The sequence below is a fragment of the Aeromonas sp. L_1B5_3 genome (assembly GCF_963866575.1).
GTDB classification, from domain to species: Bacteria; Pseudomonadota; Gammaproteobacteria; order Enterobacterales; family Aeromonadaceae; genus Aeromonas; species Aeromonas jandaei.
Genome location: NZ_CAWMDN010000024.1, coordinates 120,230 through 136,751, shown reverse-complemented (window position 1 = coordinate 136,751; position 16,522 = coordinate 120,230). Strand labels below are relative to the sequence as shown.

The following is a 16,522-nucleotide window of genomic DNA, read 5'->3' as shown; positions in this document are numbered from 1 at the left end:
TTGCAAAGGCTTTTCGAGGCTACCGACCCGGCTGTTTGCGTTGCCGCTTGCCGTGTCGATGGGGCGCATTATAGAGAGATTGATCACATTGGCAAGGGCTGAAATGCAATAAAATCGCAAAAAACTGCACTTTATTGGTTATTCATATCAACCAACAAGCTTTGCACAGACTTATCCACAGAAAGGCGTAAAATCCGGATTGTTCGCGGCCATAACACAGCGCTTATCAGGTGGTTGAGCACGCAATTCGCCAACCATGCACCTCTCCTGCTTGCTCTCTTTACCTCTTATATAGAGGCAATCACACCAGTCCGGCCTCCTTTATCCACTCCGCCACCAGCTCGCTGAGGGGCAGCTCACGACAACCGGAGAGATCCTGCCCCGCCCAGAGCGGAGAGAACCCGCTATCGCCCCGGGACTCGGCCACTGCGCGCAGCAAAGCCAGGGCGCCACTGGCATAAGGGAAGCAAGGCGCCAGATCCGAGAGCGGGCCCAGCTCCCGCATCAACCGGTTACTTATGCCGCGGGCGGGGCGGCCGCTGAACAGATTGGTCAGTGCCGTATGCTCGCCTCGAGATGAGTGAAGCGCCGCCCGATGCAGCGGCGAGGTCGTCGCCTCATGGCAGCAGAGAAAGGCGGTACCCATCTGTACGCCACTCGCCCCCAGCGCCAGCGCGTTGGCAATCCCCTTGCCATCGACGATGCCACCGGCGGCGATCACCGGCAGGTCGATCGCGGCAAGGATCTGTGGCAGCAAGGTAAAGGTGCTCTGCTGCAGCGCGAGATCATCAGAGAGGAAATGGCCGCGATGACCGCCCGCTTCCAGCCCCTGCGCAATCACCGCATCGGCGCCGTGGTGAGCAAGCCACTGCGCCTCGGCCACCGTGGTGGCGCTTGCCAGCACATAGGCGCCGCTCGCCTTCACGCTGGCAAGCAGCTCGGGGGCAGGCAAACCAAAGTGGAAGCTGACCACCGTCGGCCTGAACCCGGTCAGCAGCTCGGCATGTTGTGCGTTGAACGGGGCCCGGGTGGGTGCCCTGGCTGCGGCAGCCGTTGCTGCCGCCATGCTGATGTCAAACTCGGCATAGTAGGGAGAGAGCGCCTGTTGCCAGCGCATCTGTTGATCAGGATCTGGCTCCTCCTGCCGATGGCAGAAGAAGTTGACGTTGAAGGGAGCATCGGTCGCAGCCCGCATTGCCTGCAGCTGGGCGGATAACTGCTCGCAGCCGAGCATGGCCGTCGGCAAGGAGCCCAGCAGGCCTGCCTGACAGGCGGCGATGGCCAGCCGGTGATCCTGCACACCTGCCATGGGGGCCTGGATCAGCGGGTAACGCAGGCCGAGGCGACGAGCAAAACGGGAAGGGGCATCCATGATCCAGACTCCTTTCTGCAAATGGCGGAAAAATAGAACGGGCCCATCATGGGCCCGCTCATGCTAATGACACATCAACGCACGCTGCGCAGCAGGAAATCCGGCTGACCGCAGGAGCGGCGCTCGCGCTTTTGCATCTCGGCGGAGCAGGTGACCGCATCCGTCCCCTCTTTATTGACGCAGATGTAGATCTCCCGCAGGAAGCGGCCACCATCGGCGCACGCTACCGTGATGTTGTCGGGGGCCAGCCACTCGTTGGCGCTCGCCAGATCGGCTTTAAGCTGGAAGGTGCTCTTGCGCAGCGGCTCTTCCGGGGATTGATAAGCCGCAGGGATCTTCACCTTCTGGCGCAGGTCGCTTGCCAGCTGATGGAATTGGGGCTGACTCAGGCCGGAGCAGGTGCCGTGCTTTTCCCACTCATGGCGATAGAGAAAACGGCTGGGGTAGAGGCCGGCAAACTCCTGCTCCATGTTGGCGTCGAGCCGCTCACGGGTGCAGTTGCTAGGATAACCGCGATCATACTGGGGCCAGAGACCGTGCAGCACAAAGCCCAGCTTGCGGGAACATTGATCCTTGTCCGCAGGCTTGACGGCACAGTGCTCGGGCGACCAGGAGAGCGCCAGCGCATAGTAATCAAAGTCACCCGCCACCCCTTTCGCCTGCACCGCAGAGGAGAGCAGCAAACCACCAGCCAACAGGGCCATCATCTTCTTCATCTTTATATCCATCCAAACCGACTCTCGGGATGGCAGCCATGCTCCCATATTCCGGCGAGCGGAAACAGTGATCGCGGCGCTGCTTGCGACAAGGGTCAGACCAGTCAGGGCTTTCACCGAGGGGCAACGAGGGGTAAGCTGACCGACCGGTGGATGCCTCGTCCACCACCCAAGCACTCCTCTTGGCAACCACAGGATGTAACATGATCCGCAAAAATCCCTCCGGCCACCTGCCGGTCATCGATGAATCCGCCTATATCGACAAAACCGCCATCATCTGCGGCAAGGTGATCATCAAAGAGAATGTCTTCGTCGGCCCCTACGCGGTGATCCGCGCCGACGAGGTGGATGCCAACGGCGAGATGGAGCCCATCGTCATCGGCGCCAACTCCAACATTCAGGACGGGGTGGTGATCCACTCCAAATCCGGCGCCGCCGTCACCATCGGCGAATACACCTCCATCGCCCACCGCTCCATCGTCCACGGGCCGTGCGAAGTGGGGAACCGGGTCTTTATCGGTTTCAACAGTGTTCTGTTCAACTGCCATATCGGCGATGGTGCCGTGGTGCGTCACAACTCGGTGATCGATGGCTGCGATCTGCCGCCGGAGTTCTACGTCCCCTCCACCACCCGCATCAACCAGCAGAGCGATCTGACCCATATCCCGCGGGTTTCGGTGGATGCCGCCGAGTTCTCCGAAGACGTGGCCCATACCAATATCGATCTGGTCAAAGGGTACAAGGCACTCTCCAACGAGTTCTGATCCCTTTCTTTATCACCAGAGAACAAAACGGGCGCCGAGGCGCCCGTTGCTGTTTCTATCGCTACTTATATATGTGCGGATCAGGAGCACTTCTTCAGGCTGATATGCCAGTTGGCACCGGATTGCACCTGATGCTTGGCTGCGAAGCTGTCCATATTAAGCGCCACCGACACCTGCAGCAGGCTGTTGAGGTAGACCAGCGGCTGCCCTTCCGGCACATCGCCAAAGCTGCTGACGTAGGGTGCCTTGCCGTCATATTTCAGTGCAGAGCCTTCGCTGATCTTGATGCAGGCGGTATCCCCTTTGTTGATCCCGGCCTTGGTCAGCAGGGTATCGTCGATGTTGGTCCAGACGTTGCCATACTGCACATCGAGGATCGGGATGGTGCCTTTGAGGGTGCCATCCTTCTCGGCTACCGCAGCCTGATAGGGGATCTTCACCACCTCGGCAGGCAGTTTCGGGCCCACCTGCTCGTAGCTGATGGCACCGGACGCGAGCCGGGCGCCGGTGTAGGCATACACATCGCGACCATGGAAGGTGTAGGACTTCTCGGAGCCCTTGAGGCGATTGGTCTTCTCGTCGATCTGGCGCACGGTGTCGATACCGAAGTGTTCGGCTACCAGAGTCAGGGTGCCGTTATCCGGGCTGACGATGTAGTGGCCGCTCTTGGTCTTGAGCACCACCGACTTGCGATCGGTGCCGACACCCGGATCCACCACGCTGACGAACACAGTGCCCTTGGGCCAGTACTGCAGGGTCTGATAGAGGCGGTAGGAGGCTTCCCAGATGTTGTAGGCCGGGATCTCGTGGGTCAGGTCATAGAGCGGCAGGGTGCGATCCACCCCGAAGGCGACCCCCTTCATGGCCGAGACGGCGCCATCTTTAAGGCCAAAGTCGGTCTGGATCACCAGCGCCTCGTTGGCGGTGGCAACACTGCTGGCCAGCAGCAGGGCGAGCGCAATGGCGCGGGGAGCGGTACGAATATCCATATCTGAACTCCTGAAACGGTGGCAATGAGTGGTTAAAAACCTTCATTTGGCCATCCAGACTGCCACAACAGGAATTTATTGCAAGGTGTTAACACCAAAGTGAGCCGCCACTCGCAAAACAGAGGGGCTATGGCAGAAATTGTGCTCGCCAAAGCCGGTTGATGGCGTTATCAAAAGAGGGTTGTCACACTCGCCCCCGACAGGAGTCCCGCACCATGAATCCCGCCCCCGACACCACACTGTTACTGGAGATTGGCGAGCAGCGCAGTCAGGTCTGGCTTGGCCACGCCGATGCTCCCCTCGCCAGCTGGACGCTCGCCTTCGGCACCCGCGCCATCCAGCCAGGGCCATTTCGCCACGCGCCGCCCACCCCGCTCGAACTGGAGCGCGCCATCATGGTGGTGGAAGATGAACTGATGCGCATAGCTCCCGAAATACCGCCCGGTCTGCCCCTCACTCTGCGCAGCGAGCCCTCGCTGGCCGAAGTGCTGGGGGATAACACCATGAGCCGGGAACTGGTGGAACAAGTCTTTGGCCAGCTGGCCGCCATGGCAGAGGGGGATCCCCTCGCCGCCAGCCAGTTACCGCGGGAGGGGGAGTTTGCCGCCGTGCTGCTGATCGTGCGGGAGTGGTTGCACCATCTGGCCAGCGAGCAGGTGTTGCAGGTTGAATAGCCGGCCGCGCCGGGGCTGACGCCGGGCGAGGTGGCATATACTCAATCATGTCCACCCCCGCACTCCGCCACCTGCGGATCCTTTACCCCACTCAGGAGAGACCCCGGCCATGGCCTGGTATCAGATTCGACTCGACCGTCCCAGAGCCACCCTGCTGGGGCTCGCCCTGCTGGTATTGGGCGGGCTGGGTTGCGTCCTCTATTACACCTATCTCAATATCCAGCACGATATGAACCTCATCACCGCCAAACAGAAGAACGTGTTCGACGTCTTCTACCAGCGGGCCAAGATCCTCAAGGTGGAGAACATCGCCAGCTATCTGGCACAGCACCATCCGCTCGACCGACGCCCGCCCCCGAGCGGCGTCGGCACCGACTATCTCTACGGCTACGACCTCAAGAGCAAGGAGCGCTTTGCCGATATCCCGCTGCAATACCCGGCGGCCAATATCCTCAACACCTTCCGTTACGCCCTCTCCTACCCGGAGGTGATCAACATCTACACCATCTGGGATGACTACCGGCTGATCGGCATGGTGGCCAACGAGCGCATCCTGCCCGCCAAGCTGGGCTCTGTCCGGGTGGATCTGATGAGCTTCCGCCCCTGGTATCACTACTTCGGCTGCGCCAGCTTCAGCAAGCTCCGGCACTTCTGCAGCACCGATGAAGCGGTGGTCTCCGATATCGAGGTAGACAGTTTCAGCCTGCGCAACACGATAGTGATGTACTTCCCCTTCACCTATCAGCTGGGGCGCGGCGGCTACAAATATGGCCTGCTGGCCATCGACATCGCGGTAGATGAAGCCTTCAACGAGGTGCTGCGCCCCTTTCAACATCTCAACCCGAGCCGCACCGCCATCGCCTTCGATGCCGCCGAGCCGTGCCGTGCCTTTCATCTCTGTCTCAACAAACCCTTTATGCAGACCAAAAGCGGCGCCGTGCTCTATCTGAAGTGGTCCTACTCCTGGCTCGACTTCATCAAGCTGGCGCTCCACAGCGCGGCCTTCAAGGTCTACATCATCATCATTCTGCTGGCGATGGTGGCGTGGAAGCAGCTCTACCAGCGGCTGCGCACCCTGGCCCACACCGATCACCTGACCCAGCTGCCGCGGCGCGACATCCTCAACCGCACCATGCTGCACGAACACGACTACCTGATGATCCTCGACATCGACAACTTCAAGTCGATCAACGACACCTATGGCCACGGTACTGGCGATCAGGCGCTGGTCGCCTTTTCCCGCCACCTCAGGAGCAATATCCGCAAGGTGGACAGCGCCATCCGCTGGGGCGGCGAGGAGTTCATCGTGCTGTTCAAGGGGATGGACGATGACGAGATGATGCGCCACTCCGCCGCCCGGCTACTCGCCCGCCCCCTTACCATTGCCGAGCTGCCCGACCCCATCACCTTCTCGGCAGGGGTGATCCGGATCCGCGACTACCTGTCGGTGGCCGAGGCGGTGCATCTGGCCGACGAGCTGCTCTATCACGTCAAACAGCAGGGCAAACACAATATCGCCAGCTACGATGGCCAGCAGATCCACCTGATCCGCAACCCCGACGCCGAAACCGCCAGCTAAGCTGGCCCGCCTTCTGCCACTCCCCCTCTATCTGTTACCATCGCGGCCACGATCACTCACTGCATCGTGGCCGCTGGCCGCGATAACCCCGACTGGTGCCCCTATGTCCACAGCCTCCTTTGCCGAACTGGCCCTCTCCCCCCGCTTGCAGCAGACCCTGACCGAACTGGGTTATGCCGCGCCGACTCCGGTGCAGGCCAGCGCCATCCCCGTCATTCTGGCGGGGCGCGATCTGATGGCGGGCGCCCAGACCGGCACCGGCAAGACCGCCGCCTTTGTGCTGCCGCTGCTGGAGCAGCTGCTGCAACAGCCACAGGCAGAGCCCCGCCCGATCCGCGCGCTGGTGCTGGTGCCGACCCGCGAGCTGGCGGTGCAGGTCGCCGAGAGCGTGGCGCGCTACGGTCAGGGGACAGGCCTCACCAGCACGCAAGTCTACGGCGGGGTGAGTATCGCGGCGCAGGTCGAGGCGCTTCAAGCCGGAGTGGATATCCTGATCGCCACCCCGGGCCGCCTGCTCGACCATCTGCGGCAGGGGGCCTTGAGTCTGGCGGCGCTGCGCCATCTGGTGTTTGACGAGGCGGACCGCATGCTCGACATGGGCTTTATGGACGAGATCAAGGCGCTGCTCAAACAGATCCCGGCGGATCGCCAGACCCTGCTCTTCTCCGCCACCTGCGACGACAACCTGTTTGCCTTGAGCAAAGTGCTGCTGCGCGACCCGGCGCTTATCGAGGTGGCGCCGCGCAATACCACGGCAGCCGAGGTGGAGCAGAGGGTTTATACGGTGGATAGCGATCGCAAGCTGGCGCTGGTCGAACATATGCTGAAAGTGAAGGGGTGGGCTCCGGCCCTCATCTTCAGCCGCACCCGCCAAGGGGCCGATAAACTGGCCCAGCAGCTTGGCAAGGCGGGCATCAATGCGCTCGCCTTCCACGGCGACCTGTCGCAGAGCGCGCGGGAGAAGGTGCTGCTGGAGTTTCGCGCCGGCACCCTGCAGGCGCTGGTTGCCACCGACGTGGCGGCCCGCGGCCTCGATATCACGGATCTCAACTACGTGATTAACCTCGAATTCCCGTTTGTGGCAGAGGATTACGTCCACCGCATCGGTCGCACAGGTCGCGCCGGCAACAAGGGGCTCGCCATCACCCTGTTCAGCCCGGAAGATGCGCCACTGCTGGAGAAGGTGGAAGCGGTGCTCGACACCCGTTTGCCCCAGCAGTGGTTCCCGGGCTTTGAGCCGGATCTCACCCGCTTCGATCCCGAGCCGCGCCGCAACAGCAAGGCAGCCCAGAAACAGCGCGCCAGAAAGCAGGCCCTCGCTGGCAACAAGGGTGGCAAGGGGCGGCGCTAACGGCCCGCGCCAATCCTTGCAAACCCATCCCTGCAAACCGGAGCAAGCCCCTGTGCGGCCGGTTTTGCCGCCGTGCGGGGGAGCAGCGGCAAACCGGCTCACTATAATCAGGATTTATGGGTTTTCCCGAAATGACCCAACTCCAGCTTATACCGCCCCCCGCCACGCCCCGTATGCCATAAAGGTGCAACAGCAGGGCTGCGAGCCCTATAAAAAGAGAACGCCCGATCCCGGGCGTTTTGCTGTTCACCACTTTTGATTGCCTGCCGGTTGCCCTGCATCACCCCATCTCCACAAGGCCAGGCCAGCCCAAATAACCAGCCGCAATTAATCGAACGCTCAATTTGATGCAATTGATGGATTTGGCATCCATCAATACCCCTTTTATAGTAGGGGGGCTGAAGCGGCCTCAATCGCTCCCTCCCCACTCATTCCGGACAGGAATCTTATGAAAAAACTCACTCTCGCCCAGCTCGCCGCACTCGTGACCGTGCTGCTGGCTATCGTCTGCTGGCAGCTGCCAGCCCCGGCCGGACTGGCACCGGCGGCCTACCACACCGCCATTCTGTTTATCGCCACCATTCTGGTCATCGTCACCAACATAGCGCCGACCGGCTATATCGCCATTCTCTCCCTCGGGCTCTACGCCGTGCTCCATGCTGGCGGCGAAGCGACCCCCAAGGCGGCCATCGAAGGGGCCCTGGTCGACTTCAACCACCCGCTGATCTGGCTTATCGTCATCGCCTTCATGATTGCCAGCGCCTTTGCCAAGACCGGCCTTGGCAAGCGGATCGCCCTGCTGCTGCTCAGCCGCTTCGGCCAGTCCACCCTGCGTTCCGCCTACTGTCTGGCGGTTGCCGACTTTATTCTGGCCCCCGCCACCCCGAGCAACACGGCTCGCGCCGCCATCGTCGCCCCCATTGCCGACTCGCTGGCCAAGACCATCAACAAGGATGACCGCAAGCTGGGGCAGTTCCTGCTCTCCAGCGTCAGCGCCATGAACGACGCCTCGGCGGTCGCCTTCAGCACCGGCTTTGCCGGCAATCTGGCGCTGGTCGGCATTGCCGCCAGCGTCGCCGGGCTGACGGTCGGCTTTCGCGAATGGGCGCTCTATCTGCTGCCGCCCGCCATCGGTCTGCTGCTGATCATGCCGCTGGTGCTCTATCTGGTGATCCGCCCCGAGACCCTCGACACGCCGGATGCCCCCCGCTTCGCCCGCGAGGAGCTGGCCAAAATGGGCCCCCTCTCCCGCCATGAGAAGAGCCTGCTCGGGGTCTTTGTCGGTCTGGTGGTGCTCTGGGTCGGCGGCAGCAATCTGGGGCTGGATGCCACCACGGTCGCCTTTCTCGGTCTGGCCGCCCTGCTGCTGCTCGGCGTGCTGAACTGGAACGATGTGAAGGGCAACAGCGCCGCCTTCGATACCCTGATCTGGTTCAGCGTGCTGATGGGGATGGCCGACAACCTGAAACGGGTCGGCTTTACCGGCTGGCTGGGGGATGAACTCTCCGGCTTTATGCACAGCACCCTCGGCGGGCTCGGCACCATTCCCATGCTGCTGGTGGTGATGGGGCTCTACCTCTTTACCTCCTACGCCTTCGCCTCGGCCACCGCCAAGGTGGTGGCGCTGGCACCGGTCATTGCCGGGGCCCTGCTGGCGGTCGGCGTACCTGCAGAGCTGGCCATCTTCAGCATCGCCGCCATCACCAACGTCGGCTGCAACCTCGCCACCTACTCCCACGCCCGCATCCCGCTGCTGATGGGAATGGGCTATCACACCAGTGCGGAGTGGATGCGCATCGGTCTGGTGATCGCCATCGTGGGCTTTGCCGTGGTGATGAGCATTGGCCTCACCTGGTGGCAGTGGCTGATCTGATAGCAAAAGGGCCCGTAACGGGCCCTTTTGCATAGAGGGTGTGCAACGTTCCATACCGGCGCTGCCCTTGCCACAAGCTGCGGCATTGTTAAAAACAGCGCGGGTCAGCTCTGCGGTGCCGCCTTGATCAGCGCCTCGTAGTGATCGATCAGCTCGGGCCCGTGCAGCGGCGAGTCGTGACCGCCAATCACCGTCTTGATCGGCAGCTTCATCGCTTTGAGCCGCTCGATGGTCTGCGGATACTCCTTCACATTGGCAAAGCTCAGGTTGCCCAGCTTCTCCTTGAGGATGCAGTTGCCATAGAGCACCTGCTCGTCGGGGAAGTAGACAAAGATGCCGTCCGGCGTATGGGCCGGGCCCGCGTAGAAGGCGCGCACCTTGCCCTCTTGCAGCTTGAAGTCGCCATCGTGTACCACGTTGGGCAACACCAGCGGCAGATCCGGGTACTCCGGCAGCCCCTTGCGGGTAAAGGCGACAATCTCGGCCCAGTCGCTCTTCATCAGATCCCGGGTCTGGCGCGTCGCCACCACCTTGGCCCCGATGGACTTCCAGTAGGCGTTACCGCCCGCCCGATCGGTGTGGTAGTTGGTGTTGATCACCTCCAGCACCGGCTTGCTGCTGACCCGTTTAATGAGCTTGTGCAGCTCGCGGGCGATATCCGGCGTCCAGGTCGCCCCCACCACCGTCACCCCCTTGGCCCCGAAATAGACCATGGAGTTCTCTTTGACGTAGTAGTTATCCTCCACCACATAGACAGGGCCGCTCACCTGCTTGAGGGAGATCCCCGCCGCCCGCACGCTGCCGCCCCAGAAACTCGCCATCAGCACCACGGCCCCGGCCAATCCGCACTTTATCCAACCTTTCATCATCTTGCTCCCTCGAACCAACCGCCCCCTCGCCACCCCTGTGGCAAGCCGGGCCTTTTAAGCAGTGGGCAGAAGATACGGGGGATTTGTGAGGGGAAAATGAGGTTGTGTGAAGTCTGAGTGAAGTCAGGTGGAATGCAGAAAAATCAGGGGGGAATCGGCGACGAGCCACGGCAAAGATGGCAGTTGGCAGTGCGAAAAATGGAGAGAGGTAAGGCTCAAAACACGCAATCACCGCCTTGATGTAGGGACGATTAGCGCAGCGTAATCGTCCGTTTACCGCGAACATGGTGATGGAAAAACGTTCAAGCAACCTTGAATGCCAGCGACCTCTCGGCAACCTCCCTTTCGCGAACGTCCGAATACGCTTCGCTATTCGAACATACTGTCCCAGAGTTGCAACATACGAAATGTAAAAAAGCTAGATACTCAGATTTATCACGTTGGTATAATGTGGCAAATCTATCTTCGGCAACTTTCACTTTTCAAATTTACATGAAAAAAATCAAAAAAAATATAAGTTCCATCATCGTGTCATCATGTATTGCACTTGTCGCACTCACCACTTATGTTTTTTATTCAAACTTCAAAGATCGAGACACACCGGTGTCAATAGAGAAATGGGGGCAACTAGGTGACTATTTTGGTGGGACATTAAATCCTTTATTTGGTTTCGCATCCGTACTTCTTGTTGCGATAACATTGAGAATGCAAATTGTTTCATCTCAAAAACAAGAATTTGAAAACCAATTTTTTAGCATACTGAGCTTCTATCAAAACATTATCCAATCTATAGACTTGATGGATCAAAATGGCAAAATAACTAAAGGTCGTGATTGTTTGAGAGTGTTTTTCATTCAGATTGAAAAAAGAAAACGAAGTAAAAAAATAAACACCCCAATTATGCATGAATACAATAAATTCCTTGATGAACGTTCATGGGAGCTTGAGCATTATTTCAGAACCATCTACCAATTATTCAGACATGTTAAAGATGGTGTTGATGAGGAACTAATCAACACTCGGGAGGCCAAGAAATATTATGATTTGATTAAAAGTCAGTTGTCATCCTATGAGCTTGGTTTACTTATGCTGAATTGTAATGGAAGAAATAAGGGGAGGTGGGGTGATATAGTGAATGACCCTATTGCATGTCCATTTGAGCATATATCAGATAAAATAATGGCAATCTGTGAAAACAAGTGAATTTAAATAATGAGTTTTTCATATAAAAAACCACCCGAATAACGGGTGGTTTTTTATTATCTTCAGATAAACCCGAGATATTTAACTTATAACAGCAATCAAACCAACGGCGGCGTCCGTGGCGGCACCATACGCTTGCTGCCGGTGGACTCGAAGGCCGAGGCGAAGCGCAGCAGGTTATTGTCGTCATAGGCGCGACCGGCGAAGGTCAGGCCCACCGGCATACCGATATCGGCCATCACCCCCATGGGGACGGTGACAGTCGGCACGCCGAGGTGGCGAATGGCGAGGTTGCCGTTGGCAACCCAGATGCCGTTGCTCCAGGCGATATCGGCGGAGGCCGGATTCACATCCGCATCAGCCGGGGCGACGTCGGCGACGGTCGGGAACAGCACGGCGTCGAGCTTGAGCCCGTCCATCCAGTCCTCCAGATCCAGCTTGCGAGTCTTCTCCAGACCGCGCAGGCCGTCCGGCACTGTGGGGATCTCGTCAAAGCGCTTGATGCCGCGCTTGGCCATATTGACGTACTCGTCCATGCCCGCCGCCAGATCGCCCTCGCGGTTCGGCAGGGTGCCCGGATCGTGGGGGAAGATCTTCGGCCCATCGACATCGGCCAGCTTGTTGAGCTTGGGATCACCGTTGGCGCGCAGGAAGTCGTCGAACGCCCAGCCGGAAAGCTCCCACAGCTCGTCGTTGAGAAACTCCGGGCTCACGATGCCGCGATTGAACACGGTCGGCGCGCCGGGTCGATCCCCTTCGCAGTTGGAGACCAGCGGGAAGTCCACTTCGATGACTTCGGCGCCCGCGGCTTCCAGCGCCTTGCGCGCATCTTCCCAGAGGGCGATCACGGTCTCGCGGGTATGGATGCGCTGACCGGTCGGGCCGCCGATACCGGGGTTTTCGCTGGTGCCGGCCAGTTCATCCTTGTTGATAAACATGCGCGGCACGCCGAGGCGCTTGCCCTTGAGGGCATCGGGCTTGGCAGCCAGATCCAGATAGGAAGCCGGACGCACTTCAGAGGCCTTGGGCAGTTGCACCCAGGGCTGCATACGCCAGAGATCGCCACGGGTGTCGGCATCGTCGGCGACCACTACGTCGAGCACTTCCAAGAGGTCGTTCATGGTGCGGGCATAAGGCACCACCACATCCATGGTCGGGGTCAGCGGCCAGTTGCCGCGCACCGAGATGACGCCACGGGACGGGGTGTAGGCGCACAGGCCGTTGTTGGAAGCCGGGCCACGGCCGCTCGACCAGGTCTCTTCCGCCAGACCAAAGGCGGAGAAGCTGGCGGCGGTGGCAGTACCGGCACCGTTGGAGGAGCCGGAGGCAAACGGCGCAGTCAGGTAGTCGGCGTTGTAGGGGCTCTCGGCACGGCCATAGACGCCGCGCTGCATGCCGCCATTAGCCATCGGCGGCATATTGGTTTTGCCAAGGCAGATGGCACCGGCGGCGCGCAGGCGCTCAACGGTAAAGGCATCGCGCTGGGCCACCAGATCCTTGAAGGCCGGGCTGCCAGAGGCGGCGGTCAGCCCCTTGACCAGATAGCTGTCTTTGGCGGTGTAGGGGATGCCGTCGAGCGGGCTCAGGGTCTCGCCACGGGCGCGTCGGGCATCGGAAGCTTCGGCCTCTTTCAACGCATCGGGATTGGCGACCACCACGGCATTGAGTTTGGTGGCAGTCTCGGGGCCGTTGTAAGCCTCGATCCGGGCCAGATAGGCCTTGACCAGTTCGACCGCTGTGGTGCGGCCTGATTCGAGCGCGGCACGCAGCTCGGCAATGGAAACCTCGGTCACTTCGATCATTTTGATCTCCTGTAAAAGGGTGACTGTTTGTCATGATGATCGCCGCATCAGCGCCTGCGACCATCACACCATCAAGAGAGAAAACCCCACGGCGTGGGGTTTTGAATACCAACCTCAGCTGGCGTAAGCCGGTTTACGACCCGTCGCGAGAGGCCGTCAGCAAGATGAAGAGCAGCGCAGGAACCGGAGCGTATAAACATACGTGAGGCTTCCGAGCAGCACATGAGCCGTGATCACGGTCTCGCAGCAGGATCGTCATCCGGTTCTTATTTGCCGGAGGGGATCTGCTGGGTAATGCAGTGGATATTGCCACCGCCCAGCAGGATCTCGCGGGCCGGCACGCCGACCACGGTGTGCTCCGGGAAGATCTCTTCCAGAATGCGCTGGGCTTCGCCATCGGTGGCGGCATCCAGCAGCGGATAGACGATGCGATCGTTGGTGATAAGGAAGTTCACATAGGAACCGGCCAGACGACCTTCTGCCTCGCGCGGCACACCGGTACCGCTCTCGACACCGGCAGACTCCTCTTCGGTGCAGAACAGCGGGCCCGGCTGGGGCAGCTTCCACACTTTCAGCTTGCGACCCTTGGCGTCGACCGCCGCTTCCAGCACCTTGAGGGCAGCCACGGAGCGGGCGTACTGGGGATCGTTCTGATCGTCAGTCCAGTGCAGGGCCACTTCACCCGGACGCACGAAGCAGCACATGTTGTCGATGTGGCCGTCGGTTTCGTCCATGTAGACGCCTTCGTCCAGCCAGATAAAGCTGGTGACGCCCAGATAGTCACGCAGGTGCGCTTCGATCTGCTCTTTGGTCAGGTGCGGGTTGCGGTTTTCGTTGAGCAGGCACTCGGCGGTGGTCAGGCAGGTGCCTTCACCATCGACGTGGATGGAGCCCCCTTCCAGAATCAGCGGCGCATCGTAGCGAGCCATCTCGTGTTGGGTCAGCATCTGGGCTGCGACCTCTTCATCCTGATTCCACGGGTAGTAGAGACCGCCCTTGTGGCCACCCCAGGCGTTGAAGCCCCAATCCACCCCACGGCACTCGCCGGCAGCGTTGGTAACGATGGTCGGGCCGGTATCGCGGGCCCAGCAGTCATCGCTGTCCATTTCGACCAAAGTGACGTGGGCGGGCATGATGGCGCGGGCCTGCTCCATAAACTGGGCCGGAACCCCCATAAAGACCGGAGTCGCGCCACCGATGGCATCGGCCACCTTGGCGAAGGTCTCTTGCGCGAAGCGACCGGCTACGCGCCAGTTGTCCGGGCGAAACGGCCAGATCATCCAGACGGCCTGCTGGTGCGCCCACTCGGCGGGCATGGTGAAGCCGTCGGCGGCCGGCGTGGAGTTAATGGTCTTGATGCTCATCGCAAGGCTCCTTGCATGGATTGAGGCCCCCGTTTACGCCCGATGCGGCGCGGGAACCCGGAAAAATAAGAGTGGGTCGCAGATTAAGACGTTGCGCCCCCATCCATCAAATGAATAGGATGGATTGTCCCATAAACACGGCGAATAATCCCCCCATGAAACTGCACCAGCTCGACCTCAATCTGCTGCTCGCTTTTGACGCCCTGATGACGCAGGGCAGCGTCACCCGCGCAGCCGAAGTGCTCTTTATCAGCCAGCCCGCCATGAGCCATTCGCTTAACCGGCTGCGCACCTTTCTCGGCGACCCGCTGCTGGTGCGCACCCCGCAGGGGATGCTGCCGACCCCGCGCGCCCAGCGGCTGCACCTCGGGGTGCAGCAGGCGCTGCGGCTGCTGGAGCAGCAGCTCACCGAGGAAGAAGAGTTCGAGCCGAGCCAGTCGAAGCGGCGCTTCGTGCTCTGCACCACAGATTACGTGGAGTGCGTGCTGATCCCGCCGCTTATTCAGCGGCTCAGACGGCTGGCGCCGGGGGTCACCATCGAGATCCGCATCCTGCGCGACACCCTGCCGGAGGCGGAACTGGCAAGCGGCGAGATCGATCTGGTGCTGGGGTTTGACGAGTACATGCAGGTGCCGGGGTATCTCGGCAAGGAGACCTGGCTCACCGAGCCGCTGGCCGGGCTGGTGCGCGCCGACCTGCCGATTGCCAAATCGGCCCCCGCCGGGGCCGAAGATGATCCCTCCCAGTGGATGGAGCGCATCACCTTGCAGCAGCTGATCGCCATGCCCCATGTGTTCCACTCGCCCCTTGGCACCTCGGAGGCGAGCCTCGACCGCTATCTGAAAAGTCAGGGCTTTAGCCGCACCATCTCGGTCAACAGCCAGAGTTATATGTCCGCCGCCGCCATCGTCAGCCAGAGCGATCACCTCTTGGTGCTGCCCAGCATGGTAGCCGAGCTGCTCGCCACCCACTGGCCGCTGAAAAGCCTGCCGCTGCCCGAAGACGTGCCGGATTATCACCTCAACTGCGTCTGGCACCCCGTTCACGCCCAGCAACCCGCACTGGTGTGGCTGAAAGATTTGATGAAAGAGCTGGTGGGGCCGAGGTAAAACCGCGGCGTCTGGCATCAAAGATTGATGGAAAAGCCGAGGAAGGGCTGAGACCAGAAACAACAGTGGCTCCCGAGGGAGGCACTGTTGTTTCTGCGGTATCGCGTTACGCCCGCAGGGCCCGCATCAGCTGGGCAACTACGTCGTCGAGCAGGGGGCGATCGGGGCGGCACTGGGCGAAGGTGATAAGCCCCTGCAGGTTGATCAGCAGCAGGGCGGTGAGAGTGCGGATATCCCGATCCGGCGCCAGTTCACCGCACTGCTGCGCCTGCGCCAGCAGATCCGCCAGCTCCTGCTCCAGCTCGCCGTAGATCCCCTTGACCCGCTGGGTAAGCTCTTCGTCCTGTTCGCTCAGCTCCATCATTGTGCGGGTCACCAGACAGGTGCCGCAGAGCGCCTCGGTCACCACCTGATCGAGATAGGCAGCAAGACCGGCCAGCGGGCTCGGGTTGTCGAGCAGGGAGCGGCGCAGGGCCCGCTTGCTCTCCACATAGTGATCGACAGCCGCCAGCAGCAGGCCGCGCTTGTTGCCAAAGGCGCCGTAGATGCTGCCCGGGTGCAGGCCGGTGGCAGCCACCAGCTCCTGCATGGTGGTCTTGGCGTACCCCTTGGCGCGAAACGCCTCCATGGCATTTCGTAGCACCTCGTCACGATCAAACTCGGCAATGCGCATGGCTCCTCCCGTCGGAAATGGTTCGCTGCCACGGCACAAAAAGAGCCGCTGGCAACGCGCGCTGGAAAAGGTCGGCAAGTGTACCCCACTCGCAGGTCGGGGCCAACCATCTTGAACGCGCATTCAAAAAAGACTTGCATCGGAACAAAAAAACGTCTTGAATGCACGTTCAAGAATAACCCGT

14 protein-coding genes are annotated in these 16,522 nt (G+C 60.6%); 7 read left to right on the top strand and 7 right to left on the bottom strand.

The features are described from left to right. Nucleotides 1–301 precede the first annotated feature (301 nt). The gene (locus AACR93_RS02820) at nt 302–1,372 is read right to left on the bottom strand and encodes an NAD(P)H-dependent flavin oxidoreductase (protein ID WP_043849969.1); all 1,071 of its coding nucleotides are present in this window, start codon (nt 1,370–1,372) and stop codon (nt 302–304) included. A 74-nt stretch (nt 1,373–1,446) separates the two neighbouring features. Beyond that, a complete protein-coding gene (locus AACR93_RS02815) occupies nt 1,447–2,088 on the bottom strand; it encodes a ribonuclease T2 family protein (protein WP_043849968.1) in 642 nt (213 codons plus the stop codon). Nucleotides 2,089–2,291: 203 nt separating this feature from the next. On the opposite strand from AACR93_RS02815, the gene AACR93_RS02810 reads away from it, so the two are divergent. Then, entirely contained in the window at nt 2,292–2,852 is a 561-nt protein-coding gene (locus tag AACR93_RS02810; protein WP_005343397.1) for a gamma carbonic anhydrase family protein, read from the top strand. 80 nt (nt 2,853–2,932) lie between these two features. Here the strand turns inward: AACR93_RS02810 and AACR93_RS02805 are convergent, their stop codons facing one another. After that, the gene (locus tag AACR93_RS02805; RefSeq protein ID WP_033113790.1) at nt 2,933–3,841 is read right to left on the bottom strand and encodes an SAM hydrolase/SAM-dependent halogenase family protein; all 909 of its coding nucleotides are present in this window, start codon (nt 3,839–3,841) and stop codon (nt 2,933–2,935) included. Between the two features lie 215 nt (nt 3,842–4,056). Here AACR93_RS02805 and AACR93_RS02800 point away from each other — a divergent pair, with 215 nt between their 5' ends. The 4 genes from AACR93_RS02800 (at nt 4,057) to AACR93_RS02785 (ending at nt 9,318) form a co-directional block, all read left to right on the top strand. Further along, nucleotides 4,057–4,515 (top strand): hypothetical protein, encoded by a 459-nt coding sequence (locus tag AACR93_RS02800; protein ID WP_043849967.1) that lies wholly within the window; start codon nt 4,057–4,059, stop codon nt 4,513–4,515. A 109-nt stretch (nt 4,516–4,624) separates the two neighbouring features. Continuing rightward, complete coding sequence (locus tag AACR93_RS02795; RefSeq protein WP_043849966.1) at nt 4,625–6,094, top strand: GGDEF domain-containing protein; 1,470 nt, start codon at nt 4,625–4,627, stop codon at nt 6,092–6,094. Between the two features lie 103 nt (nt 6,095–6,197). After that, nucleotides 6,198–7,445 (top strand): DEAD/DEAH box helicase, encoded by a 1,248-nt coding sequence (locus tag AACR93_RS02790; protein WP_043849965.1) that lies wholly within the window; start codon nt 6,198–6,200, stop codon nt 7,443–7,445. Between the two features lie 448 nt (nt 7,446–7,893). After that, nucleotides 7,894–9,318: a DASS family sodium-coupled anion symporter gene (locus AACR93_RS02785; RefSeq protein ID WP_043849964.1), complete on the top strand. Its 1,425-nt coding sequence runs from the start codon at nt 7,894–7,896 to the stop codon at nt 9,316–9,318. 104 nt (nt 9,319–9,422) lie between these two features. Here AACR93_RS02785 and cphA read toward each other — a convergent pair whose 3' ends face one another. Then, the gene (gene cphA / locus AACR93_RS02780; protein ID WP_082044057.1) at nt 9,423–10,187 is read right to left on the bottom strand and encodes a CphA family subclass B2 metallo-beta-lactamase; all 765 of its coding nucleotides are present in this window, start codon (nt 10,185–10,187) and stop codon (nt 9,423–9,425) included. Between the two features lie 492 nt (nt 10,188–10,679). On the opposite strand from cphA, the gene AACR93_RS02775 reads away from it, so the two are divergent. Beyond that, a complete protein-coding gene (locus AACR93_RS02775; protein WP_082044056.1) occupies nt 10,680–11,390 on the top strand; it encodes a putative phage abortive infection protein in 711 nt (236 codons plus the stop codon). Nucleotides 11,391–11,488: 98 nt separating this feature from the next. Here the strand turns inward: AACR93_RS02775 and AACR93_RS02770 are convergent, their stop codons facing one another. Then, nucleotides 11,489–13,192 (bottom strand): amidase, encoded by a 1,704-nt coding sequence (locus AACR93_RS02770; RefSeq protein ID WP_043849961.1) that lies wholly within the window; start codon nt 13,190–13,192, stop codon nt 11,489–11,491. A gap of 266 nt (nt 13,193–13,458) precedes the next feature. Next, on the bottom strand, nt 13,459–14,556 hold the full coding sequence (gene aguA, locus AACR93_RS02765; protein ID WP_043849960.1) for an agmatine deiminase: 1,098 nt from the start codon (nt 14,554–14,556) through the stop codon (nt 13,459–13,461). A gap of 155 nt (nt 14,557–14,711) precedes the next feature. On the opposite strand from aguA, the gene AACR93_RS02760 reads away from it, so the two are divergent. Continuing rightward, entirely contained in the window at nt 14,712–15,665 is a 954-nt protein-coding gene (locus AACR93_RS02760) for a LysR family transcriptional regulator (RefSeq protein WP_043849959.1), read from the top strand. Between the two features lie 106 nt (nt 15,666–15,771). On the opposite strand, the gene AACR93_RS02755 is transcribed toward AACR93_RS02760, so the two are convergent. Then, complete coding sequence (locus tag AACR93_RS02755) at nt 15,772–16,338, bottom strand: TetR/AcrR family transcriptional regulator (protein ID WP_041210179.1); 567 nt, start codon at nt 16,336–16,338, stop codon at nt 15,772–15,774. Nucleotides 16,339–16,522: the final 184 nt, after the last annotated feature.

Coding starts and splice junctions, on each gene's coding strand:
- AACR93_RS02785 (WP_043849964.1), top strand. CDS start 7,894: ATGAAAAAACTCACTCTCGCCCAGCTCGCCGCACTCGTGACCGTGCTG.
- aguA (WP_043849960.1), bottom strand. CDS start 14,556: ATGAGCATCAAGACCATTAACTCCACGCCGGCCGCCGACGGCTTCACC.
- AACR93_RS02805 (WP_033113790.1), bottom strand. CDS start 3,841: ATGGATATTCGTACCGCTCCCCGCGCCATTGCGCTCGCCCTGCTGCTG.
- AACR93_RS02755 (WP_041210179.1), bottom strand. CDS start 16,338: ATGCGCATTGCCGAGTTTGATCGTGACGAGGTGCTACGAAATGCCATG.
- AACR93_RS02775 (WP_082044056.1), top strand. CDS start 10,680: ATGAAAAAAATCAAAAAAAATATAAGTTCCATCATCGTGTCATCATGT.
- AACR93_RS02810 (WP_005343397.1), top strand. CDS start 2,292: ATGATCCGCAAAAATCCCTCCGGCCACCTGCCGGTCATCGATGAATCC.
- AACR93_RS02820 (WP_043849969.1), bottom strand. CDS start 1,372: ATGGATGCCCCTTCCCGTTTTGCTCGTCGCCTCGGCCTGCGTTACCCG.
- AACR93_RS02760 (WP_043849959.1), top strand. CDS start 14,712: ATGAAACTGCACCAGCTCGACCTCAATCTGCTGCTCGCTTTTGACGCC.
- AACR93_RS02770 (WP_043849961.1), bottom strand. CDS start 13,192: ATGATCGAAGTGACCGAGGTTTCCATTGCCGAGCTGCGTGCCGCGCTC.
- AACR93_RS02795 (WP_043849966.1), top strand. CDS start 4,625: ATGGCCTGGTATCAGATTCGACTCGACCGTCCCAGAGCCACCCTGCTG.
- AACR93_RS02790 (WP_043849965.1), top strand. CDS start 6,198: ATGTCCACAGCCTCCTTTGCCGAACTGGCCCTCTCCCCCCGCTTGCAG.
- AACR93_RS02815 (WP_043849968.1), bottom strand. CDS start 2,088: ATGAAGAAGATGATGGCCCTGTTGGCTGGTGGTTTGCTGCTCTCCTCT.
- AACR93_RS02800 (WP_043849967.1), top strand. CDS start 4,057: ATGAATCCCGCCCCCGACACCACACTGTTACTGGAGATTGGCGAGCAG.
- cphA (WP_082044057.1), bottom strand. CDS start 10,187: ATGATGAAAGGTTGGATAAAGTGCGGATTGGCCGGGGCCGTGGTGCTG.